Origin of the sequence: Mameliella sp. CS4 (assembly GCF_019392335.1) — a bacterium.
In the GTDB taxonomy this organism is placed as follows: Bacteria; Pseudomonadota; Alphaproteobacteria; order Rhodobacterales; family Rhodobacteraceae; genus Antarctobacter.
Map to the genome: position 1 here is coordinate 1 of NZ_JAHXRQ010000009.1, position 20870 is coordinate 20870.

21 protein-coding genes, 1 tRNA gene and 1 pseudogene are annotated in these 20870 nt (G+C 65.3%); 13 read left to right on the forward strand and 10 right to left on the reverse strand.

Annotated features, from left to right (window positions below):
* The 3 genes and pseudogenes from KZZ07_RS12385 to KZZ07_RS12395 all read left to right on the forward strand — a co-directional run.
* Window positions 1-330, forward strand: a pseudogene (locus tag KZZ07_RS12385) (hypothetical protein); the annotation flags it as partial.
* 63 nt (window positions 331-393) lie between these two features.
* Window positions 394-1452 carry a DUF6902 family protein gene (locus KZZ07_RS12390; RefSeq protein ID WP_219514523.1) on the forward strand — a complete coding sequence of 353 codons (1059 nt, stop codon included), beginning with the start codon at window positions 394-396 and terminating at the stop codon, window positions 1450-1452.
* On the forward strand, window positions 1449-2342 hold the full coding sequence (locus tag KZZ07_RS12395; RefSeq protein WP_219514524.1) for a DMT family transporter: 894 nt from the start codon (window positions 1449-1451) through the stop codon (window positions 2340-2342). Before KZZ07_RS12390 ends, KZZ07_RS12395 begins: the two co-directional genes overlap by 4 nt.
* Before the next feature lie 72 nt (window positions 2343-2414).
* On the opposite strand, the gene KZZ07_RS12400 is transcribed toward KZZ07_RS12395, so the two are convergent.
* Together KZZ07_RS12400 and KZZ07_RS12405 are read right to left on the reverse strand one after the other, a co-directional pair.
* Complete coding sequence (locus KZZ07_RS12400; protein WP_219514525.1) at window positions 2415-2738, reverse strand: HesB/IscA family protein; 324 nt, start codon at window positions 2736-2738, stop codon at window positions 2415-2417.
* A 117-nt stretch (window positions 2739-2855) separates the two neighbouring features.
* Window positions 2856-3983, reverse strand: a complete 1128-nt coding sequence (locus tag KZZ07_RS12405; protein ID WP_219514526.1) for a trypsin-like serine peptidase — start codon at window positions 3981-3983, stop codon at window positions 2856-2858.
* A 345-nt stretch (window positions 3984-4328) separates the two neighbouring features.
* Here KZZ07_RS12405 and KZZ07_RS12410 point away from each other — a divergent pair, with 345 nt between their 5' ends.
* The 8 genes from KZZ07_RS12410 (at window position 4329) to KZZ07_RS12445 (ending at window position 13073) form a co-directional block, all read left to right on the forward strand.
* Window positions 4329-5540, forward strand: coding sequence for a deoxyguanosinetriphosphate triphosphohydrolase (locus KZZ07_RS12410; RefSeq protein WP_255564333.1), 1212 nt, complete (start codon window positions 4329-4331; stop codon window positions 5538-5540).
* A gap of 103 nt (window positions 5541-5643) precedes the next feature.
* Window positions 5644-7482 (forward strand): cation:proton antiporter, encoded by a 1839-nt coding sequence (locus KZZ07_RS12415; protein WP_219514527.1) that lies wholly within the window; start codon window positions 5644-5646, stop codon window positions 7480-7482.
* A gap of 48 nt (window positions 7483-7530) precedes the next feature.
* Window positions 7531-9273: an arginine--tRNA ligase gene (gene argS / locus KZZ07_RS12420; protein ID WP_219514528.1), complete on the forward strand. Its 1743-nt coding sequence runs from the start codon at window positions 7531-7533 to the stop codon at window positions 9271-9273.
* Window positions 9274-9353: 80 nt separating this feature from the next.
* On the forward strand, window positions 9354-10361 hold the full coding sequence (locus KZZ07_RS12425; protein ID WP_219514529.1) for an SPOR domain-containing protein: 1008 nt from the start codon (window positions 9354-9356) through the stop codon (window positions 10359-10361).
* The gene (locus KZZ07_RS12430) at window positions 10358-11368 is read left to right on the forward strand and encodes a glycoside hydrolase family 3 N-terminal domain-containing protein (protein ID WP_219514530.1); all 1011 of its coding nucleotides are present in this window, start codon (window positions 10358-10360) and stop codon (window positions 11366-11368) included. Before KZZ07_RS12425 ends, KZZ07_RS12430 begins: the two co-directional genes overlap by 4 nt.
* Complete coding sequence (locus KZZ07_RS12435) at window positions 11365-12162, forward strand: segregation and condensation protein A (RefSeq protein ID WP_219514531.1); 798 nt, start codon at window positions 11365-11367, stop codon at window positions 12160-12162. Before KZZ07_RS12430 ends, KZZ07_RS12435 begins: the two co-directional genes overlap by 4 nt.
* Window positions 12155-12838 carry an SMC-Scp complex subunit ScpB gene (scpB, locus tag KZZ07_RS12440; protein ID WP_219514532.1) on the forward strand — a complete coding sequence of 228 codons (684 nt, stop codon included), beginning with the start codon at window positions 12155-12157 and terminating at the stop codon, window positions 12836-12838. The genes KZZ07_RS12435 and scpB overlap by 8 nt, the downstream gene beginning before the upstream one ends.
* A gap of 61 nt (window positions 12839-12899) precedes the next feature.
* Window positions 12900-13073 (forward strand): hypothetical protein, encoded by a 174-nt coding sequence (locus KZZ07_RS12445; protein WP_219514533.1) that lies wholly within the window; start codon window positions 12900-12902, stop codon window positions 13071-13073.
* A gap of 7 nt (window positions 13074-13080) precedes the next feature.
* Here the strand turns inward: KZZ07_RS12445 and KZZ07_RS12450 are convergent, their stop codons facing one another.
* The 8 genes from KZZ07_RS12450 to KZZ07_RS12485 form a co-directional block, all read right to left on the reverse strand.
* Entirely contained in the window at window positions 13081-14157 is a 1077-nt protein-coding gene (locus tag KZZ07_RS12450; RefSeq protein WP_219514534.1) for a 2'-deoxycytidine 5'-triphosphate deaminase, read from the reverse strand.
* A gap of 409 nt (window positions 14158-14566) precedes the next feature.
* Window positions 14567-14643 (reverse strand) — tRNA-Pro (locus KZZ07_RS12455).
* A gap of 66 nt (window positions 14644-14709) precedes the next feature.
* A complete protein-coding gene (locus KZZ07_RS27680; RefSeq protein WP_255564316.1) occupies window positions 14710-15858 on the reverse strand; it encodes a MerR family transcriptional regulator in 1149 nt (382 codons plus the stop codon).
* Window positions 15859-15868: 10 nt separating this feature from the next.
* Complete coding sequence (ihfA, locus tag KZZ07_RS12465; RefSeq protein ID WP_219514535.1) at window positions 15869-16171, reverse strand: integration host factor subunit alpha; 303 nt, start codon at window positions 16169-16171, stop codon at window positions 15869-15871.
* A 131-nt stretch (window positions 16172-16302) separates the two neighbouring features.
* Complete coding sequence (locus KZZ07_RS12470; RefSeq protein WP_219514536.1) at window positions 16303-17274, reverse strand: beta-ketoacyl-ACP synthase III; 972 nt, start codon at window positions 17272-17274, stop codon at window positions 16303-16305.
* On the reverse strand, window positions 17271-18371 hold the full coding sequence (gene plsX / locus KZZ07_RS12475; protein WP_219514537.1) for a phosphate acyltransferase PlsX: 1101 nt from the start codon (window positions 18369-18371) through the stop codon (window positions 17271-17273). The genes KZZ07_RS12470 and plsX overlap by 4 nt, the downstream gene beginning before the upstream one ends.
* A 24-nt stretch (window positions 18372-18395) precedes the next feature.
* Window positions 18396-18602, reverse strand: coding sequence for a 50S ribosomal protein L32 (gene rpmF / locus KZZ07_RS12480; RefSeq protein WP_043139238.1), 207 nt, complete (start codon window positions 18600-18602; stop codon window positions 18396-18398).
* 155 nt (window positions 18603-18757) lie between these two features.
* Window positions 18758-19336, reverse strand: a complete 579-nt coding sequence (locus KZZ07_RS12485) for a YceD family protein (protein ID WP_219514538.1) — start codon at window positions 19334-19336, stop codon at window positions 18758-18760.
* Between the two features lie 89 nt (window positions 19337-19425).
* Here KZZ07_RS12485 and KZZ07_RS12490 point away from each other — a divergent pair, with 89 nt between their 5' ends.
* The gene (locus tag KZZ07_RS12490; RefSeq protein WP_255564317.1) at window positions 19426-19884 is read left to right on the forward strand and encodes an outer membrane protein assembly factor BamE; all 459 of its coding nucleotides are present in this window, start codon (window positions 19426-19428) and stop codon (window positions 19882-19884) included.
* Between the two features lie 109 nt (window positions 19885-19993).
* A complete protein-coding gene (locus KZZ07_RS12495) occupies window positions 19994-20722 on the forward strand; it encodes a GNAT family N-acetyltransferase (protein ID WP_219514539.1) in 729 nt (242 codons plus the stop codon).
* Window positions 20723-20870: the final 148 nt, after the last annotated feature.

Genomic DNA, 20870 nt, shown 5'->3' on the forward strand with positions numbered 1-20870 from the left:
ACCAGCTGGTCCGGTCCCGCAGCCGGTGACCGTGAAGCTGGCGACAGCGTCGAAGCCTTCACCTCGTGGTCCGGCCCTGCGGCAGGCGACATCGAAAGCGGCGACAACGTGCAGGCCTTCACCAGCTGGTCCGGCCCCGCAGCCGGTGACCGTGAAGCTGGCGACAGTGTCGAAGCCTTCACCTCGTGGTCCGGCCCGGCGGCAGGCGACATCGAAAGCGGTGACAACGTGCAGGCCTTCACCAGCTGGTCCGGTCCCGCAGCCGGTGACCGTGAAGCTGGCGACAGCGTCGAAGCCTTCACCTCGTGGTCCGGCCCGGCGCGCGCCTGATCGACGTCACTGATACCCGGGCGGGGCGAAAGGCGCTCTGCCAAGACAGAGGAGAGCCAAGCGATGAGTAATGTCGTCCACCTGACCGTCCCGACCCGGATAGCCCCCCTGGAAGCGCGGATCACCGCGCTTCTGGGAGCCTTCGCCGATCACCGCCGCCACGGCGACGACGTATTCTGGCTGAAGGAAAACGCGGAACTTCTGAACATCCTCGAATGCACCGGCCAGGCCGTCGCCCCCGAGGCGCTGGCCCGCCATGCGGGGTTCTACGCCCAGGCGGTGCAGCGGTTGGAGTTCTTTCCGCAATACTACCGTTTCATCCTCTCGCTGGCGCTGGATCTCGAAGACCTCGGGATGCCGGGGCACGAAGCGCAGAAGATGGTGGATTTCGCCGCCCGCGAAGGGCTGGCAGAGGCCGAACTGTCCGACCTGCAACGCGCCGAAGCGCGGCGCCTGATGACCCGGCGCGGTGTCGACCCGATCCGCGATGCGGGGCTGAACGACCGGTTGCGCGCCTTCTGCTCGCGCACAAAAACGTTCTCGTTGCCGAACAAGAAAGCCGCCTATGAACTGACGCATATCGTCTATTACCTGTCCGAATACGGCCGCCGCGATCCGGATCTGCCCGAAGAGGCCATCCAGAGCCTGCATTTCGCCGGGCTGACCGCCTTTTTGGACCAGAACGCCGATTTGCTGGCGGAAATCTGCATTGCTCTGCGTCATGCGGGTCAGATGCCGCCCGCCGTCTGGACCGCCTGGCTGGAACAGGAAACCGGGGCCTACGGCGTCGTCGCGGATGCCCATGCCTCGATCAACGACGATTATCATGAATATCTGGTGTGCAACTGGCACCAGGCCGTCACCGGCGCGCCAATGTTCCGCAAGCCGGTCTGCGACGAGCGCCTGCGCTTCGAGCGCGGCGCCCGCGCCCAGACCGTGTTGCGCGAGTTGAGCCAGGCGATCTACGGGCTGGATCACCGTTCGGGTGACTGGGGAAGGATGCGGCCCCGGATGGAGCCCTCACTGTCGCCCGAGGCGCGTGACCTGCTGAGCGTCGCCTCGCAGTCCAGCGCGCTGTTCGACGCCTATTTCGAGGGCTTTGCCCGGGCGGGTCGCGCATGACCCGGCTGGCGCTTTCCGGGGCGACGCTGGGTGCGGCGCTCATCCTCGTCTACACCGGCATGATGGCCGCGGCGGACGGGATCACCAAATTCATTGCCGGTGGCTATGCCGCGCCCCAGCTGTTTGTCCTCTCCTCGGCGCTGGTCTTGTTGTTGTCTCTCGCGGGGGCACGGGCTGATGCAAAGGGTCCCGGCCTGCGGGTCCGGTCGAAAAAGGCGATGGCGATCCGCGCCGTGCTGACGGTGATTGCATCGCTGGCCTTCTTCCAGGCCTTTCGCCTGTTGCCCTTCGCGGATGTCTTTCTGTTCATCGGCCTGATCCCGCTGATCGCCGCCGCCCTGTCCGGCCCGGTGCTGGGCGAGACGCCGCGTCCCGCTGCCTGGGCGGCGCTGGGACTTGGTGTCGGCGGCATCCTCTTCCTGATGCCGGGCGGTCTGTCCGGTGCGCAGGCTGGCCACGCCTGGGCCCTGCTGGCCGCGGTTTCGGGCTGCGGCTCGATGCTGGCGGCGCGGGCCATCGCCAAGGTGGAACGTGCGCCCCTGGCGCAGGTCTTCTGGCCCAACGCGGCGCTGATGGTTGTCATGGCGCTGGCGCTGCCCTTCGTCTGGAAACCGATGAGCCTGACAGACCTCGGATGGGTCGGAGCCTATGCCGTCGCCCTGTTCGCCGCGCGTTACGTGGTGGCTGAGGCGCTGCGCCTCTTGCCGGCCTATGTCGCAACGCCGCTGATGAACCTGCAGTTCGTCTGGATGGTCGTGATCGGCTTCATGGTCTTCGGAGAGGTCCCGACGCTGGGCACCTGGGCGGGTGTGATGCTGGTGGTCGGATCGGGTTTCTGGCTGGTGCTCGAGGAACACATGTCGCGGCCCCGCGTCATCCCTGCCGAATGACCTGTTGGTCAGCTTGAAACACCAAGGGCGCCCATCGGGGCGCCCTTTTTCGTGGTCGGACAACGGCTTGGTCTACATCGAAAACGATGTGCCGCAGCCGCAGGAACTGGTCGCGTTGGGGTTCTCGATGGTGAACCGCGCGCCGATCAATTCGTCCGAAAAGTCGATGACGGCCCCGGACAGGAAGGGCAGGGAAACCGGATCGACGATCACGCGCTCCTCTCCCTCGGCGATGATCATGTCGTCATCGGCGGGGTTGTCCAGCTTGATGTCGTACTGAAACCCCGAGCAGCCGCCACCTTCGACGGCCACGCGCAGGGCCTTGCCATCTGCCGCGGCGCCGATCTCGGCGAGGCGGGCAAAGGCACGGTCGGTCACTTTCGGCGGCAGTTGCATTGTGTCCTCTCAACCTGTTCGGCCTCAATATATGCATCACACGCCCCCCTTCAAGCAAGCCGCCCCCTTCCGAGAGGGAAGGGGGCGGTGCATCGGACGGCTGAAGTGCCAAGGCGTTTACTGCTGATCGCCGATCCAGTTGGCGAGGTCGATCATGTTCTGCGCAAAGCGTCGGCCGGTCGACAGTTCGTGGCTCAGGTGCAACCCGACAACCGCGCCGGTCGCGGCGTCGAAAATCGGCGCGCCCAGGTCGCCGTAGTCGCTCAGGCAGTTGTGCTCGAATGACTTGGCGGGAAGGTAGGCCGGATCGGTCGGCAGGGCGCTGCAATGCTGCATCTGCATGGACCCACCCCGCGGAAAGCCGAGCATATAGAGCGGCGCGCGCGGATCGGGCGTGGCCTGGCCCACGCGCTGGATACGGTCGGCGGCAAAACTGGTGTCCGGATCGGCGATATGCAGGATCGCCAGACCGGTTTCGGGGCTCGACAGTTCGGTGTCCAGCGTCAGGACATAGCCCTGTGCCGTCCACAGCCGCTGGTCGGGAAAGACATGGTCAAAGACGATGCGGACTTCCTCGATCTTGCTGGCGCCAACCTGGGGATCGTCAAGAATGCCGGGCACGCAGGCATAGGATGTCGCAACCACCGAGGGGCCAAAGACGAAACCCGAGCAATAGACCGGGCCGTAATCCGTGGTCACACGGATGCGGCCGGTGCCGCGCATGCTGTTGATGATCGACACCTCGTAGCCATCGCTGTAGGCGGGCGCCGCGAAGGAAATATAAGGCATTTCCTCAAGCGGTTTGACGTCGACGGTGGGTGTCGGGTCGATCGGTGCGCCCGCATTGCGCGGCGGCGGGTTCGTGGGCAGCGGCACGGGCTTGGGCAGGGGGCTGCGCGCCTGTTGCGGCTCGACCGGGCTGGGTCCGGGCGGCGGGGTGGCGCCCGGGTTCAGGATCGGCTGGGTCACGATCGGGCCGTCCGGCGGCGTCGGACGTGGCGGGCGCGTCGACGGATTGGGCGCCTTGGCCGGCGGCGCGCCGGGGTTGATCGCGGTCGGGTTCTTGGACCGGATGGTGATCGTGCCGTCATCCTTTTCCGGCTTTGCCGTTGGGTCCAGGACGAGGGTTTCGTTCACCCGCTTCTTGGGGTCACTGTCCTTGTCGAGGACAAGATCGGCCAGCGCGGGCGCCGGCAGGGCGAGGGTGATGCAGCAAAACGCGACGCTGCGCAGGGGGCTGAACATGGCTTTCTCCAAGGGTTGAACGCTTAAAATACTTGGCCCCAGTCTATCTTTTCGCCGGAACCCGGCAAAGTAAGGAACCCCGGACGTTTCGGAGGAGGGGCAAATCGCCAAGTGACTGAAAAGGCTCAATCGGCGATTTCCGAGGTCTTTGGCCGGCATGCCCGCGAATCCCTGTCGGCGGCGCGTGATCGGGGCTGAAAACCGCCCCGCAACACCGGGCCTTCACCCGCCATCGGGCGCCGATATTGGCGGCCGCGCCGGGGGTATCCGGGCGCACTGTCGCAAGTCGTTGTTTTTGCTGGACCAGCCGGATAAGAGATCGGCGGGACAAGCAACTTGGGACTCATGCACATGCGCGCCAGCTTTGCCTCGACACATGACAGTGCCCGGGGGCGCCGCTTTCCGGAAGAGGAAAGCGCCCACAGGTCCTGTTTCCAGCGCGACCGAGACCGGATCATTCACTGTTCCGCCTTTCGCCGCCTGAAACACAAGACACAGGTCTTCGTCGAGCACGAGGGCGATTTCTATCGCACCAGGCTGACCCACTCGATCGAGGTGGCGCAGGTGGCGCGAACCATCGCCAATGCGCTGGACCTGAACACCGACCTGACAGAGGCGGTGGCGCTGGCGCATGACTTGGGCCACACGCCCTTTGGCCATACCGGAGAGGACGCCCTGCACGCGCTCATGGCGCCCTTTGGCGGGTTCGATCACAACGCCCAGACCCTGCGCATCGTCACCCGGCTAGAACGGCACTATGCCGAGTTCGACGGTCTGAATCTGACTTGGGACACGCTGGAAGGCATTGCCAAGCATAACGGCCCGGTGGCGCCTCTGGGTCCGGACGGCACCTTGGTCGGAGAGATCCCGCACGCTTTGGCCGAGTACAACGCCGAGGACGACCTGGAGTTGCACACGCATGCCAGCGCCGAGGCGCAGGTCGCCGCGCTGTCCGACGATGTGGCCTACAACAACCACGACCTGCACGACGGGCTGCGCGCCGGGCTGTTCTCCGAGGAGGAAATTGCCACGCTGCCCATCGTCGGCGAGGCCTATGCCGAGGTTGACCGCAAATACCCCACGACCGACGGCTACCGCCGCCGGTACGAGGCGCTGCGGCGGGTCTTTGGGGCGATGGTGTCGGACCTGATCGAGACGTCGCGGGCGAAACTGGTCGGCTCCGGCGCGCAATCCGCGCAGGAGATCCGCGACCTCGGGCATCCGGTGATCGCCTTTTCCGACGCGATGTGGACCGACCTCAAGCAGATCCGCGCCTTTCTCTTTGCCAACATGTACCGCGCGCCCAAAGTCATGGAACAGCGCGCCCGGGTGACACAGGCGGTCAACGAGCTGTTCCCGATCTACATGGCTGACCCGACGCTGCTGCCGCAGCGCTGGCAGGGTGACGTGGCCCAGGCCGAGGGAGAAACGGCGCTGGCGCGGCTGGTCGCCGATTACATCGCCGGGATGACCGACCGTTTCGCGTTGCAGCAACACGCACGGCTGACCGGGCGCGACGTTCTCAAGGGCATGTGGCCCGGCGACGGGGTCAACTGACGTCACGCGCCTTCCGGCGCTCCGTGCTGCGCGGTTGCGGCGGCGCGGGCGCCTGCTAGGTTGACCCGGATACAAGGCCGGGCAGCAGGGCAGGGAGCGTTTCATGGCAGTTGCGGAAACGGGCGGGTTGGATCCCGTCCTGGCCTTCGGGCTGGTGGGGGCGCTTGGGGTCGGCAGCCAGTGGCTGGCGTGGCGGTTGCGCCTGCCCGCGATTGTGCTGATGCTGGTCGCCGGTCTGGTCGTCGGCCCGGTGACGGGCGTTCTGGACCCTGTGACCCAATTCGGTGACATGCTGCAACCGATGATCGCCGTGGCCGTGGCCATCATCCTGTTCGAGGGCGGTTTGACGCTGGATCTGCACCGGCTGTCGGATGCGGCCAAGGGGGTTCGGCGGCTGGTTTTCATCGGCGCGCCGCTGGGATGGATCGCCTCGGCCTCGGCGCTGCATTTCGTCGCCGGGCTCAGCTGGGAGTCCTCGGCCGTCTTTGGCGGCATCATGATCGTCACCGGGCCGACCGTGATCGCGCCGCTTTTGCGACAGGCCCGGTTGCAACGTCGCCCCGCCGCGCTGATGCAGTGGGAGGCCATCGTCAACGATCCCGTGGGCGCGCTGGCCGCTGTTCTGGCCTTTGAGGTCGTCATGGTGCTGCGCACCGCGACCAGTGCAGGCCACGCGATGATCGAGATCGGCATGGGCGTTGTCATCGCCACGGCGCTGGGGTTGGCGGCGGGATGGGGCGTGGTGCGTGCCTTTCGGCTGGCCTGGGTGCCCGAATACATGAAGGTGCCCGTGCTTTTTGTGGTGCTGCTGGGCGTGTTCGCAGTGGCCGACCACGTTCTGCATGAATCCGGCCTGCTGGCCGTGACGATCATGGGCCTGTGGATTGCAAACGCGAAACTGCCGAGTTTCACCGAGATCTACCGTTTCAAGGAACATGCCACCGTGCTGCTGGTCTCGGGCGTCTTCATTCTGTTGGCGGCTGGGATGAGCTTTGAGCGGCTGGCGGTGCTGGACTGGCGCGCGGGCGCCTTTGTGCTGGCGGTCATCCTTTTGGCCCGCCCTCTTCCGGTGCTGGCGGCGCTGGCCTTTACCAATGTGCCGTGGCGCGAACGGCTGCTGGTGGCTTTCACCGGGCCGCGCGGCGTGGTGCTGGTGGCGGTCGCCGGTCTGTTCGGTGAGCGGCTGGCGCAACTAGGCTTGCCGGATGCGGAGCGGATCGCGCCCCTGGCCTTTGCGCTGGTGGCGGCCACCGTTGTCTTGCACGGGTTCACTCTGGCGCCGATGGCCCGCGTGATGGGGCTGACCGCATCGCGGCTGCCGGGTGTTTTGATCATGGGGGGCTCGAAATGGGCGGTGGAACTGGGCGCCGCGCTGAAGAAGATGGAACTGCCGGTCATCGTCGCCGACCCCAACAACGCCCATCTCCGCAGCGCGCGAGAGGCGGGGCTGGACACGTTTTACGGCGACATCCTGTCCGAGGCGGCTGAAGAGCGTGTTGACCTGGTGGCCTATGAAAAGCTGATCTGCGCCAGCGACAATGACGCCTACAACACGCTGGTCGCGACCGACCTGGCGCCGGAATTCGGGCGTGAGAATGTCTTTCAGCTCAAGCGTGTGCGCGAAACCTCCAGCCGGCATTCCCTGCCAGCGACCTTGGGCGGACAGGCATTCGGCGCAAACGAAACCTATTTCGAGGCCAATGCCGCCATCGCGGGCGGGTGCGAGTTCCGCGTCACCAAGTTGACCGAGGAATTCACCGCCGAGGATTGGCGAGAGACACAGCCCGAGGCGGTGCCCTTCGCCGAGCTGGGACCGAACGGAACGCTGCGCCTGCTGGGCCCCGAGGATGAGCTGCGCGGCGGTCCGGGCACGCACCTGCTGGCCCGCCTGCCGAAACGCGCGGAACGTCAGGCGCCGGAGGCCCCCGCCGAGGACGTTTGACGCCACCCCCCAAAGTGATAGAGACCGGCCAAGTTTGGAGCCGCTGACATGAACCTGTTTTCCGATATCCGCAGCCTTGTGCTGGATGCCATCGCCGCCTGCCAGGCAGAGGGCGCGCTGCCCGAGGGGCTGAACACCGATCCTGTGACCACCGAACCGCCGCGCGATCCGCTGCATGGCGACATGGCGACCAATGCCGCGATGGTCCTGGCCAAGCCCGCCAAGGCCAAGCCGCGCGACATCGCCGAGGCGCTGGCCGCCAAACTGCGCATCGACGACCGCATCGCCAGCGCCGAGGTGGCCGGACCGGGGTTCCTCAACCTGCGGCTGGCACCTTCTGTCTGGCAGGCCTTGCCGGGCCGCATCCTGAACGAGGGCACGGAATATGGCCGGACCGATTTCGGGCAGGGCCAGAAAGTGAACGTCGAATATGTCTCGGCCAACCCGACGGGGCCGATGCACGTCGGCCATGCGCGCGGCGCCATCGTGGGCGACGCGCTGGCCTCTCTGCTGGCCTATGCGGGCTATGACGTCACGCGCGAATACTACATCAACGATGGCGGGGCGCAGGTCGACGTATTGGCGCGGTCGGTTTATCTGCGCTACCTCGAGGCACATGGCCGCGAGGTCGAATTCCCCGATGGCACCTATCCCGGCGATTATCTCGTCGAGGTGGGTGAGGCACTGAAATCCAAGGTGGGCGAGACCTATATCGACCAGCCCGAGGAGGTCTGGCTGGTCGAGGTGCGCGACTTCGCCACCGATGCCATGATGCAGGTGATCCGTGCGGACCTGGGCATGCTGGGCGTGCAGATGGATCACTTCTTTTCCGAGAAGTCGCTGTATGGCACGGGCAAGATCGAGGCGGCCATCAACAGCCTGCGCGACAAGGGGCTGATCTATCGTGGCGTGCTGGAACCGCCCAAGGGCAAGAAGCCCGAGGACTGGGAACCGCGCGAACAGACCCTGTTCAAGTCCACCGATCACGGCGACGACGTGGACCGGCCGATCATGAAATCGGACGGCAGCTGGACCTATTTCGCACCCGACATCGCCTATCACTATGACAAGGTGAGCCGGGGCTATGACCTGCTGATCGACATTTTCGGCGCCGATCACGGCGGCTATGTCAAACGGATGAAGGCCGCCGTCTCGGCCCTGTCCGACGGCAAGGTGCCGCTGGAAATCAAGCTGATCCAGCTGGTCAAACTGTTCAAGAACGGCGAGCCCTTCAAGATGTCGAAACGGGCAGGGACCTTTATTACCCTGCGCGATCTCGTCGATATGGTGGGCGCGGATGTGGCCCGGTTCCACATGTTGACCCGCAAGAGCGACCAGGCGCTGGACTTCGATTTCGACAAGGTGGTCGAACAGTCCAAGGAAAACCCGGTTTTCTACGTCCAGTATGCCCATGCGCGGATCTGCTCGGTGCTGCGCAAGGCAACCGAGGACGGCGTGGATGTCAGCGATGCGGCCCTGGCGGGCGCCGACCTGTCGGGCATGACCCATGCGTCGGAACTGGGGCTGGCGACCAAGCTGGCGGAATGGCCCCGGCTGGTCGAGATTGCCGCCCGGACGCAGGAACCGCACAGGATCGCGACCTACCTCGGAGAACTGGCCGCCGACCTGCACGGGTTGTGGAACCGGGGCAACGACGCGCCCGAGCTGCGATTCCTTCAGGATGACCCGGCTGCAACACAGTCGAAAATCGCGCTGGCACGGGCGACCGCGGTTGTGATTTCCGCCGGTCTTGGTATCTTGGGCGTGACCCCGGTAGACGAAATGCGCTGACAAAACGCGCCTCTGCCGGGTCTGTTCGAGCAGTCAAGGCATTCGGGCGGCGATGCACCGCCCGGGGACAAGAGGCAGAGATGGCGGATTTCACATATGATGGGGCCCCTGCGGCCCCGGCTACGGTAAAGATGGCCTCGGTCGCGAATTGGGCCGGGGCGGCTGTATCGCTTGCGCTGATCGCCGGGATTGCGGTCTGGGGCTATCGCGTTGTTGCGCGCGATGTGTCGGGCGTGCCCATCGTCCAGGCCCTCTCTGGCCCGATGCGCGAGGCGCCCAAGGATCCCGGGGGCCGGCTGGCCGATCACCAGGGGCTGGCGGTCAATGCCGTTGCGGGCAGCGGAGCCGCCGCCGATCCGGCAGATCGGCTGATGCTGGCGCCGCGTCCGGCGGGCCTGCAGGCCGATGACGTGGCCCTTGGCGTGTTGACACCGGACAAGCCCGTCGACCCGAAACCGGCGATGGCGCGCAACGCCGAGGTGATCGCGCTGCAGCCCGAGGGCGCGCCGATCCCCGAAAGCGCAGACCCCAAGGACACCGGCCCCTTTGCCGCGCTTGCGGATGAGATCGCCGCCAAGTCCAAGCCGCTCAGCCCGCTGCCCGAGGGCACGGAGGCCGAGGTGGTGACGGCCCTGGCGTCGGCGCTGCCGGATCAGGCGAAATCGGATCAGGCCAAGCCCGACCTGTATACCGGCCCAGGCCTTGCCCGGTCCCTGCGTCCGCGCCTGCGGCCCGCGGGGCTTGCCGCAACGGCGCGCGTGGCAGTGGCCCCCGGCGCCGCTGTCGAATGGAATGCCTCCAAGCCCGTCAACGAAATCGATCCCGACGCGCTCTCTGCCGGGACGCGGCTGGTGCAGATTGGCGCCTTTGACAGCCCAGAGGCCGCGCGCGGTGAATGGGACCGGCTGGATGGCCGTTTTGGCGATTATCTGGCCGGTAAGGATCGCGTCATCCAGAAAGCCTCATCCGGCGGGCGCACCTTTTATCGCCTGCGTGCACATGGGTTCGAGGACCTCTCGGATGCCCGCCGTTTCTGCGCCGCCTTCGTCGCGCAGAAAGTGGACTGCATCCCGGTGGTCACGAGATGAGCAGGTTCGGCGCGGTCATCCTGGGCTGCGCCGGTCCGGTTCTCTCGGATGAGGAAATCTCTCTCTTCTCCGAGACGCGCCCCTTCGGCTTTATCCTTTTTGACCGCAATCTGCGGGACGCCCAGCAGATCCGGGCGCTGTGCGACGGATTGCGGGCGGCCGCCGGCCACGATGCGCCGATCTTCATCGATCAGGAGGGCGGCCGCGTGCAGCGTCTGCGCCCGCCACTCGCCCGCGGATGGGCGCCACCGCTGGAGGATGCCGAGGCCGCGGAGGCCGAGCGCCGCTTTTACGTCCGCGGGCGTCTGATCGCGCAAGAACTGCGCGCGCTCGGGATCGACGGGAATTGTGTTCCGACCCTGGATATCGCCCGTCCCGACACGCATCCCGTCTTGCGCAATCGCTGCTATGGGACCGACCGCGACAGCGTGATCCGAAACGGGCGCGCATTGGTGGCAGGCTGCCGCGAAGGCGGTGTGCTGCCGGTGATGAAACACATGCCGGGCCACGGGCGTGGAACGCTGGACAGCCACCTTGATCTGCCGCGCGTATCCACGCCACAGGCCCTCCTGTCCAATGAGGACTTCGCCACATTCGCGGCCTTTGCCGACCTGCCGCTGGCCATGACCGCGCATCTGGTCTTTGAGGATATCGACCCCAGGCCGGCGACCCTCTCGCCTGTCATGATCCGGCTGATCCGGGGCGAAATCGGCTTTGACGGGGTGTTGATGACCGATGACATTTCCATGCAGGCGCTGTCGGGCGGCGTTGCCGAGCGCGGTCTTGCCGCGCGTGCGGCGGGCTGCGACGTGATCCTGCATTGTAACGGGGACCTGGCCGAGATGCGCGCCTTGTGCGAGGCCGTGGGTACGATGGATACGGCGGCGGAACAGCGCGCAGAGCGGGCGCTGGCGGCGCGGACCGCACCCCAGCCGGTTGACATCGATGCGCTGCGCGCCGAGGCTGACGGCTTCTTTGCCCAGGACCTGCGCCCCGATCCCGCATGAGCGATCCCGACACGCCCGATCTTGTCCAGCTTTCCGTCTCGGAACGTCTTGCCGCCGAGGCGCTGGTTGTCGATGTCGACGGGTTCGAGGGGCCGCTTGACCTCTTGTTGAACATGGCGCGGACTCAAAAGGTGGACCTGCGCAGGATCTCGATCCTGCAACTGGCGCGGCAGTACCTGTCCTTCGTCGAAAAGGCCAAGGCGCTCCGGATCGAACTGGCGGCGGATTACCTTGTGATGGCGGCCTGGCTTGCCTTCCTGAAATCGCGCCTGCTGCTGCCGCCGGACCCGACGGAAGAGGGCCCTTCGGGTGAGGATCTGGCCGCGCACCTGGCGTTCCAGCTGGAACGCCTGCAGGCGATGCGGGACTCCGCCGCGCGGCTGATGGCCCGCGACCAGCTGGGGCGGGATTTCTTTGCCCGGGGCTTTCCGGAAAAGATGGAACAGGTGCGACGGGTGAAATACACCGCCACGCTGTTGGACCTGATGCAGGGGTATGCGCGCATTCGCACGCGCGACGAGTTCCGCCCCTTCGTCATGGACCGCGACAAGGTCTTTACGATGGAACAGGCGCTGGACCGGATGCGTGGGATGATCGGTTTCGCCGGGCAATGGACCGACATCCAGAGCTATCTGCCCGAGGGCTGGGCCGAGGACCCGGTCCGCTGGCGTTCGGCCACGGCGGCGACCTTTGCCGCCTCTCTGGAGCTTGTCAAAGAGGGCAAGGCAGAGTTGAAACAGTCCGGGACCTTTGAACCCATCCTGTTGCGCCGCAAGGAGTCGCGTGATGAGTGACACGCCCGAGATCACGCCCGGCGAAGAGGGCGCCCCGCGCGAAAGCCTGTTCGAGGCCCCGGTCATGGGCGAACAGGAACGCATGGTCGAGGCGATCCTCTTTGCCAGCGCGGAACCCGTCACCGTCAAGGAGTTGAACGACCGGATGCCGCATGGCTGCGACGCGGCCGAGGCGCTGGCCCATCTGCGCAAACGCTACGAGGGGCGCGGCGTGCATGTTGTGCGTGTCGGCGATGCCTGGGCGATCCGCACCGCGCCCGACCTCGGCTTCCTGATGCAGCGCGAAACGGTCGAGACCCGCAAGCTGAGCCGCGCCGCGATCGAGACACTGGCGATCATCGCCTACCACCAGCCCGTCACGCGGGCCGAGATCGAGGAGATCCGGGGCGTATCTGTCAGCCGGGGCACCGTGGACCAGTTGCTTGAAATGGAGTGGATCAGGTTCGGCCGCAGGCGGATGACACCGGGGCGCCCGGTGACGTTTGTGGTTACGCAGGAGTTCCTGGATCACTTCGGGCTGGAATCGGCGCGGGATCTGCCGGGGCTGGCCGATCTGCGCGCAGCCGGCCTGCTGGAAAGCCGGCCCTCGCCCTTGGGCGCGCCCCAAACGGGCGAAGGTGATGTCGATGCCGACGAAGGCATGGACGAAGGCCAGAGTGAGCTGTTCGAAGACTGAGCCGCCCGAAAATCGGCACATTCCGGGGCTATGGCTGTGCGAAATCTGATGGGAGCAGGACATGAACGCGCAGCAACTGGTCAACATGATCTTTCGCACGCTGCTGCGAAAGCTGGTGAACAAGGGGGTCGATGCCGGGATCGACCGTGCCGCAGGCGGCGGCCGTCAGGGGCAACAGACGAAACGGGCCGCGCGTCTGGCCCGCCGCGCGGCACGGATGGCCCGGCGGTTCTAGGCGCGTGTCACGCCCGGAAATGCTTGCTGAGTTTCAGCCCCTGGCCCTGGTAATTCGAGGCGATGCCCGCGCCGTATAGCTGCTTGGGCACCTCTGACATGCGTTCATAGACCAGCCGTCCGACGATCTGGCCATGTTCGAGGACAAAGGGCGCCTCGTGACAGCGCACCTCCAGAACGCCCCGCGCGCCTGCGCCGCCGGCAGCGGCATGGCCAAAACCGGGGTCGAAGAACCCGGCATAGTGCACGCGGAATTCCCCGACCATCGCCAGGTAAGGCGCCATTTCAGCGGCATATCCCGGCGGAATGTGCACCGCCTCGCGGCTGACGAGGATGTAGAAGGCCCCGGGATCGAGGATCAGTTGCTCATGGTCGCTGTGCAACTCGTCCCAGAATTCCATCGGGTCATAGACGCCGATCCGGTCGAGGTCGATCACGCCGGTATGGGGGCGCGCGCGATAACCCACCAGCCCACCGTCACCCGGTTGCAGATCCACCGAAAAGCCGAGACCCTCGGAGATCACGGCCGGGCCGCCGCCGACAAGGGTCTGTTCGGTGTGCAGCGCCTGCAGTTCGGAATCCGTCAGGACAGACCGCCCGCGCCGGAACCGGATCTGGTTCAGCCGCATTCCGGGCCGGACCAGAACGGAAAAGGAGCGCGGGCAGATTTCGGCGTAGAGCGGGCCGTCATAGCCTGTGGAGATACGGTCGAATTCGACGCCGCCGTCGGTGATGACGCGAGTCAGCAGGTCAAGCCGCCCGGTCGAGCTCTTGGCGTTGGCGATTGCCTGCACGCCGTCGGGCAGGGTCACGCGTTCCATCAACGGGACCAGATAGACACAGCCCTTTTCCAGCACCGCGCCTTGCGCAAGGTCGATCCTGTGCATCTCGAATTCGTCGATCCGGGCCGCGACGCTGCGCCCCTCACCGGCGAGAAATGACGCACGGACCCTGTAGGCAACGCTGCCCAGACGGAGGTCGAGGCTGGCGGGCTGCACCTGGCCTTCGACAAAGGGCGCCTCTGCCCGGATCGCACCGCTTGCGATCAGCTCTTCGATCTGTTGGCTTGCCAGGACGCCGGTCATCGCTTCCCCCTCGTTTCGGCTGTCTTACCAAGCAGGTTGACGAAGGGGGAGAGCAAATTGCCGCGTGACCGCCCAGGAGGACAGAACAAATAGGACGGCGTCGGTCGTCATCGGTTCGGGTGGCGCAAAGGTCTGCGCGAAAAGCTACGGGGCGTTTCCGTCGGGCAGGGGATGCAGATCGGGATCGATCAACCGGGGCTCAAGGCTGTCGCTGTGCTGCGGGATTGGTGCCAGCAGGGGCGCTGTGGTGTCGGTCGGGTCGGGCAGGCGGCGCGATAGCCCCATTGGCCACAAGGTTCCGGCCAATCGGCGAAAGTCCGAAGAAACCCTGGCTGCCTGAAATCGGAGAGCGCCCCCGAAGGGGTGACAACTATCTGTCTACACTCGATTTTTGTGGGGTGATTTTATTTGGTCGGGCTAGCAGGACTCGAACCTGCGACCTTCCGTCCCCCAGACGGACGCGCTACCAGGCTGCGCCATAGCCCGACTTGTCGGGGTGTCTTACGCTATTTTTCGGCAAGAGCAACCCCCCGAATGACGAATTTTTACCCTTCAGGACAGAGGCGCCGAAAGCCGGTCGTGCAGCGCCTTCAACGCCGGGAGTTGGGCTGCAAGAGAGGCCTTTTGGTCCGCTGTCAGCGCATGGATTCGCGCCAGTTGCCCCAAGGGACCGATGGCCGGGGCAGGGGCCGACGGCACGGGCTGCGCCTCGGGGTCGGCTCCGAAATCGGGCAGGTCGAGTCCAGCCGGGGCCTCTGCCGAGTTCTCCTGCGACGGCTCGGGGTCTGGGTTTTCCAGGACCTCGGCTGTGTCGGATTGCAGGGCTTCGGCCAGGTCGGGCATCGGCGGCTTCGACGTCGGCGGCGCAAGGTCCAAGGGCAGTTCGGGTGAGTCGCTGTTGCCCCAGAGATCCGGGGGCGGTGCGGTGTCAGTGGACGTGGCAGTCACGGGGTCCGGCGTCTCTTCGGTTTCTTGCGGCGTCAGGGCCGCGTCCTCGGTCTCATCCGTGGCAAGCGCCACCTCTTCGACCAGCGAATCCTCAGGGTCAGGTGCTTCGGTCGGCGATTCCCCGATCCCTGCAAGGGCATCGGGAACAGTTTCGATGTATTCGTCTGTGGGATCTTCGGTCTGCGCCGCATCGTTCTGCACTGCGGGGGTCGCATCACTCTGATCGGCCTCCTCAGCCTCTTCCGGGACGCGGTCTGCCGCCGCCTCGGCGGCGGCCTCCGGTTCCGGATACTGTGCCGCGGGGGCACTTTCGGGGAGGTCGTCCCGGTGCGGCTCGGTGGAGGGGATGCCGCCGGCCTGGTGTTGCAAGTGCTCACCGGGGAAGGCGACAATCGAAGCTTCGGCCTCTTCCAGCGGGACCTCGGCGTAGGGGGCATCCTCGATCAATGCACCGTCTTCGACCGCCGCATCCTCGTCCACCGGTTGTGAGGCAAGGGACGCGACATGGCGCACGCCCTGTTCGCGAAGAACCTTCTGGACACCCTTGATGGTCATGCCATCGTCATGCAGCAACCGTTTGATTCCGCCCAGCAATTCCATGTCGGCAGGCCGATAGTAGCGGCGTCCGCCGGCGCGCTTGACCGGTTTTACCTGGCTGAATTTGCTTTCCCAGAAACGCAGGACATGAGCTGGCGTATCCAGCCATTCCGCAACTTCCGAGATGGTGCGGAACGCATCGCGGGACTTGGGCATGAGACGTGCCTCAGTGCTTGTTGCCCGCGGCGACGCGGTCTTTCATCAGGTGCGAAGGGCGGAAGGTCAGGACCCGGCGCGGCTGAATCGGAACCTCTTCGCCGGTCTTGGGATTGCGCCCGACGCGGGCCGCCTTTTCGCGGACCGAAAACGTCCCGAAGGACGAGATCTTGACCTGTTCGCCCTCGACCAGTGCATCGGACATGTGCTGCAGCACTGCCTCGACCAGTTCGGCGCTTTCATTCCGCGACAGGCCCACCTCGCGAAATACCGCTTCGCTCAGATCCATGCGCGTCAGGGTCTTGTCACCCATGTTCGTCCCTCCCGGTGTTTTACCGGGATTATCGACGTCAAAAATCACAAGTCAATATCAATGACTTGCGGCAAGCAATTTATCCAGAAGTGAAAGAGGCTATGCAACAGGGACAGGCAGGATGTTGCTTTTTACCAGCGCAGAACCACCGCGCCCCAGGCAAGGCCGCCGCCGATCGCCTCGGTCACGACAAGGTCGCCCGGCTTGATCTGTCCGCGCGCCTTGCCCACGGACAAGGCAAGGGGAATCGACGCGGCAGAGGTGTTGCCGTGATCCTGAACGGTCACGACGACCCGATCCATTGAAAGGCCCAGCTTCTTTGCGGTTCCGGCAATTATGCGGATGTTGGCCTGGTGCGGCACGACCCAGTCGATCTGGTCCGAGTTCAGCCCCGCTTTGGCGAGGGCCGTCGTGGCCGTCGAGGCGAGCTTTTCGACCGCGTGGCGGAACACTTCCTTGCCCTGCATCCGCAGGAAACCGGTGTTTTGCGTGCTGACCCCGCCGTCGACATACAGAATGTCGCGGTAGCGCCCGTCGCTGTTGAGGTCGGTGGCCAGGATGCCGCGATCCGCGCCGGTGCCTTCACCTTCTTGTGGTTCCAGGATCAGCGCCCCGGCGCCGTCACCGAACAGGACGCAGGTTCCCCTGTCGGTCCAGTCCATGATGCGCGAGAAGGTCTCGGCCCCGATGACAAGGATTCGCTTTGCCTGTCCCGAAATGATCATCGAGTTTGCCGTGCTCAGGGCGTAGATGAACCCGGCACAGACGGCCTGCACGTCGAAGGCAAACCCGTGCATCATCCTGAGTTCGGCCTGCACCATCGTGGCCACCGAGGGAAAGGTAAGATCCGCGGTCGAGGTTGCGACGATGATCGCGTCGATGTCGTCCGGTTCCAGCCCCGCATCCGTCAACGCGGCGCGGGCGGCCCTGGTCGCCAGGTCCGATGTGGTTTGACCCTCGGCTGCGAAATGCCGTCTCTCGATGCCAGAGCGGGACCGAATCCAGGCGTCCGATGTGTCCAGGGTTGCTTCGAATTCGGCATTTTCGACGACTCGGTCAGGCAGGTAATGCCCGACACCGGTGACGACGGCGCGTGTGGTCATGATCTCTTGCGGTCCTCTTCTGCGGCGCCATCCTGCGCCGCCTCGGCGGCAGAGGCAACCCGTGCCGCCAGACGGTCGGCAAAGCCCGCGCGCGCAAGTTCAAAGGCCAGTTTCACGGCGGCCGAAACCCCCGTCGCATCGGCGGAGCCATGCGATTTTACCACCGTGCCGTTGAGGCCCAGAAAGACCCCGCCGTTCACGCGGCGCGGGTCGATCCGCTTTTTCAGGCGTTTGAGCGAGGTCAGCGCCAGTAGTGAGGCGATCCGCGACAGGGGAGAATAGGCAAAGGCCTCTCGCAGGAGGTCCCCGATCAGCTTGGCGGTGCCTTCGCCGGTCTTGAGTGCCACATTGCCGGTAAATCCGTCGGTCACGATCACGTCACAGGAATCGCCCGGTATGTCTCCGCCCTCGACGAATCCCACGAAGGTGTAGTTGCCCTCGGTTTCATGCGCGGCGATGCGGTCATGCGCCTCTTTCAGCTCGGCCCGGCCCTTGTGCTCTTCGGTGCCGACATTGAGCAGGCCGATGCGCGGCCGTGTCAGGGACAGGCCGTTGCGGGCATAGGCGGCGCCCATCAGCGCATATTGCAGCAGGTCCTCGGCATCGGCACGGATGTCCGCACCGACGTCCAGCATGACGTTAAAGCCCTGAGGATTGCGCGATGGCCAGAGAATCGCGATGGCCGGACGGTTGACGCCCGGCAGCTTGCGCAGGCGGATCATAGACAGCGCCATAAGCGCGCCGGTGTTGCCGCAGCTGACCGCGACGGTCGCCTCGCCCTCGCGGACCGAATCCAGAGCCGACCACATCGAGGTGCCCTTGCCGTGACGCATCACCTGGCTGGGCTTGTCCTCCATGCTGACGACGCCCTGGGCATCGCGGATCTCGCAGCGTTCCGACAGGCCGCGACGGCGCGCGACCAGCTTTTCCAGCTCATCGGCCGGACCGTGCAGAATGAAGTGGATTTCGGGATTCTTGCGGGCAGATTTGTAGATGCCGGCGACGACTGTCGCCGGCCCACTGTCGCCGCCCATCGCGTCGACCGATATGACGATTCGGGACGGGCCTGCGTCCTTGGTGTCCTTCAACGAGGTCATGCAGGCAATGTCCCGGTTGGGCTATCAGGCCGCGTCTTCGTCCAGATCGATATCGTCGGTCATCGCGACGATTTCACGTTCCGCGTAGTGGCCGCAGGACGGGCAGACATGGTGCGGGCGCTTCAGCTCGCCGCAGTTGTCGCACTCGTTCGGGTTCGCGGCGGTCAACGCATCGTGAGCGCGGCGATTGTTGCGGCGCGACTTGGAAACCTTGTTCTGTTGGACAGCCATGTCTCAACCTCGTTTTGTCGTCGGGGGCGGGGCCTCCCGGAAGTTTCGGATGGGCCATGCCGCGCTGCCCCGTTCGGTGGCCCGCGGCGACATGCGCCAGACGTACTCATGAGCGCGCGAAAATACGCAGTGCCGAGGAATTGGCAAGCGGATTCTCAGTCGTCCTCGTCCTTGTTCTGCATTTTTTCGCGCAGCTGCGCCAGCCCTGCAAACGGTTTGGTGTCCTCATCGGTCATCGGGGCCACGCCATCGGCGGCAAACTGCGCCTCGCCCAGTTCGACACCGTCCTTTCGGGGGTAGGTCGGCAAGGCCAGCGAAAGCGCCTCTAGCATCACCGCCTCCAGGTCAATCTCGTCCCCGAGTTCTTCGACACTGTCGTCTTCGGGCATTTCCATCTCGGTCCCGGCCTCGGGCTGGGCCATGCGTTCGGGCGGCAAGAATTCGCGCACGACGGGCGTGTCGATCCGGGTTGTCACCGGCTCCAGCGTCACGATGCAGGACTGGACCGCCGTCGCGCCCAGGTCGCCTTCCAGCCGCCAGCCGTGTTTTCCGAGCGGGGACAACTGCCCGGTGAAGCGCAGTTTTTTCAGGTTTTGCGCGCCCAGTTCGGCGGCATGGGCGGCGCGGGCCTCGGGCCCGGGTTCCAGGCGGAACCGGGTCGGACCTGTCTGACGCAGGGCGGAGACGCGCAGGCGCGCCGGTGTCGGGGATCCATCGGGTGTGTCGGTGGTCATTGTGTGGGGTTTTCCTGCGCTTGAATGGCGGGCGTTCCTTCTGTAAGCGGGATAGGTGGCGAAAAGGCCCGTGACAAGAGGGGCGTGAGATGAACGTATTTGCAGGCAAGCTCAAGGCTGTGATTGCCATGCTGATGGTCGTCGGGCTGTCGGCCTGTGCCGCGCAGTACCGCACCCACGGGTATCTTCCCTCCGAGGCGGATCTGCAACAGATCGTGCCCGGTGTCGACACCAAGGCCTCTGTCGAGGATCTGATCGGCGTGCCCAACGCCGCCGGCGTGCTGAACGGTTCGGGATACTACTATATCGAAACCGAGGTGCGCCATTTCGCCTACCAGAAGCCCAAGGTCGTCGAGCGCACCATCGTCGCCATTACCTTTGACGAGGCCGACGTGGTCAGCAACATCACCACCTACGGGCTGGAGGATGGCCGTGTCGTGGCGATCAACCGTCGCGTGACCCAGACCACAGATGGCGACATCAGCTTTATCCGGAAACTCTTTGGCAACATCGGCGGCATCTCGGCCAGCAACCTGCTGGGCGGCTGAACGCCGGCGCGAGGGGCGCCTTGAAAGCGTCATTTGATTGTCACGCGGTTTTGGCATCCCGTGCCAGAGGTGGACGTTCGAATCGTGCGCCCGGGCAGGAGAGAGCGAGATGATCAAGCTGAGCCGTGGACGCTATCGGGCCCGGATGGCCGAGGGCGCGGCCGACATCGAGGCGGCGCAGCGCCTGCGCGGCAGGGCCTTTCACGGCAGCGGCATGGATGCTGACGGCTTCGATCCGGTCTGCGACCACGTGATGGTCGAGGACAGCCGAAGCGGCGCTCTGGTCTGCTGTTTCCGCTTTCTGCCACTGGCCAGCGGCGACGAGATCGGGCGCAGCTATTCGGCCCAGTACTACGAGCTTTCGGCGCTGGAAAGTTTCGAGGGCCGCATGGTCGAGATGGGCCGGTTCTGCATCGACCCCGATCTGCGGGACCCGGACATCCTGCGAGTCGCCTGGGGCGCGATGACCGCCTATGTCGACACGCAGGGGGTCGAGTTGCTGTTCGGCTGCGCCAGTTTCTCGGGGACGGATGCGCGCGCCTATTACGATGCCTTTGCCATGCTCAAGGACCGTCACCTGGCGCCCCGCCGCTGGCTGCCTCGGGTCAAGGCGCCCGACGTCTTTCGGTTTGCCGCCCGGTTGCGACGCAAGCCCGATGCGAAAAAGGCCATGTTGCGGATGCCTCCGCTGCTTCGGACCTACCTCATGATGGGGGGCTGGGTGTCGGATCACGCGGTCGTGGATGCCCAGATGAACACACTGCACGTCTTCACCGGGGTCGAGATCGCCTCGATTCCGCCGGCGCGCAAGAAACTGTTGCGGGCGGTGGCGGGCTGAAACCCCGCTTTGGTGGGCAGGGTATGTTGTCCTGTTACAAAGCCGTGTCGAAACCTTTGCAAGAGTGCCATCGCCCTGTCGTCTTGGCGGGGGAAAGGTCCGTCAGTCCAAAGAACGGACATCTTTCCAACAGCTTCAAGGTGACACG

What these genes read in the sequence shown, in the direction of transcription:
- KZZ07_RS12390 (WP_219514523.1), top strand. Translation starts at nt 394, where the DNA reads ATGAGTAATGTCGTCCACCTGACCGTCCCGACCCGGATAGCCCCCCTG.
- KZZ07_RS12395 (WP_219514524.1), top strand. Translation starts at nt 1,449, where the DNA reads ATGACCCGGCTGGCGCTTTCCGGGGCGACGCTGGGTGCGGCGCTCATC.
- KZZ07_RS12400 (WP_219514525.1), bottom strand. Translation starts at nt 2,738, where the DNA reads ATGCAACTGCCGCCGAAAGTGACCGACCGTGCCTTTGCCCGCCTCGCC.
- KZZ07_RS12405 (WP_219514526.1), bottom strand. Translation starts at nt 3,983, where the DNA reads ATGTTCAGCCCCCTGCGCAGCGTCGCGTTTTGCTGCATCACCCTCGCC.
- KZZ07_RS12410 (WP_255564333.1), top strand. Translation starts at nt 4,329, where the DNA reads ATGCACATGCGCGCCAGCTTTGCCTCGACACATGACAGTGCCCGGGGG.
- KZZ07_RS12415 (WP_219514527.1), top strand. Translation starts at nt 5,644, where the DNA reads ATGGCAGTTGCGGAAACGGGCGGGTTGGATCCCGTCCTGGCCTTCGGG.
- argS (WP_219514528.1), top strand. Translation starts at nt 7,531, where the DNA reads ATGAACCTGTTTTCCGATATCCGCAGCCTTGTGCTGGATGCCATCGCC.
- KZZ07_RS12425 (WP_219514529.1), top strand. Translation starts at nt 9,354, where the DNA reads ATGGCGGATTTCACATATGATGGGGCCCCTGCGGCCCCGGCTACGGTA.
- KZZ07_RS12430 (WP_219514530.1), top strand. Translation starts at nt 10,358, where the DNA reads ATGAGCAGGTTCGGCGCGGTCATCCTGGGCTGCGCCGGTCCGGTTCTC.
- KZZ07_RS12435 (WP_219514531.1), top strand. Translation starts at nt 11,365, where the DNA reads ATGAGCGATCCCGACACGCCCGATCTTGTCCAGCTTTCCGTCTCGGAA.
- scpB (WP_219514532.1), top strand. Translation starts at nt 12,155, where the DNA reads ATGAGTGACACGCCCGAGATCACGCCCGGCGAAGAGGGCGCCCCGCGC.
- KZZ07_RS12445 (WP_219514533.1), top strand. Translation starts at nt 12,900, where the DNA reads ATGAACGCGCAGCAACTGGTCAACATGATCTTTCGCACGCTGCTGCGA.
- KZZ07_RS12450 (WP_219514534.1), bottom strand. Translation starts at nt 14,157, where the DNA reads ATGACCGGCGTCCTGGCAAGCCAACAGATCGAAGAGCTGATCGCAAGC.
- KZZ07_RS27680 (WP_255564316.1), bottom strand. Translation starts at nt 15,858, where the DNA reads ATGCCCAAGTCCCGCGATGCGTTCCGCACCATCTCGGAAGTTGCGGAA.
- ihfA (WP_219514535.1), bottom strand. Translation starts at nt 16,171, where the DNA reads ATGGGTGACAAGACCCTGACGCGCATGGATCTGAGCGAAGCGGTATTT.
- KZZ07_RS12470 (WP_219514536.1), bottom strand. Translation starts at nt 17,274, where the DNA reads ATGACCACACGCGCCGTCGTCACCGGTGTCGGGCATTACCTGCCTGAC.
- plsX (WP_219514537.1), bottom strand. Translation starts at nt 18,371, where the DNA reads ATGACCTCGTTGAAGGACACCAAGGACGCAGGCCCGTCCCGAATCGTC.
- rpmF (WP_043139238.1), bottom strand. Translation starts at nt 18,602, where the DNA reads ATGGCTGTCCAACAGAACAAGGTTTCCAAGTCGCGCCGCAACAATCGC.
- KZZ07_RS12485 (WP_219514538.1), bottom strand. Translation starts at nt 19,336, where the DNA reads ATGACCACCGACACACCCGATGGATCCCCGACACCGGCGCGCCTGCGC.
- KZZ07_RS12490 (WP_255564317.1), top strand. Translation starts at nt 19,426, where the DNA reads ATGAACGTATTTGCAGGCAAGCTCAAGGCTGTGATTGCCATGCTGATG.
- KZZ07_RS12495 (WP_219514539.1), top strand. Translation starts at nt 19,994, where the DNA reads ATGATCAAGCTGAGCCGTGGACGCTATCGGGCCCGGATGGCCGAGGGC.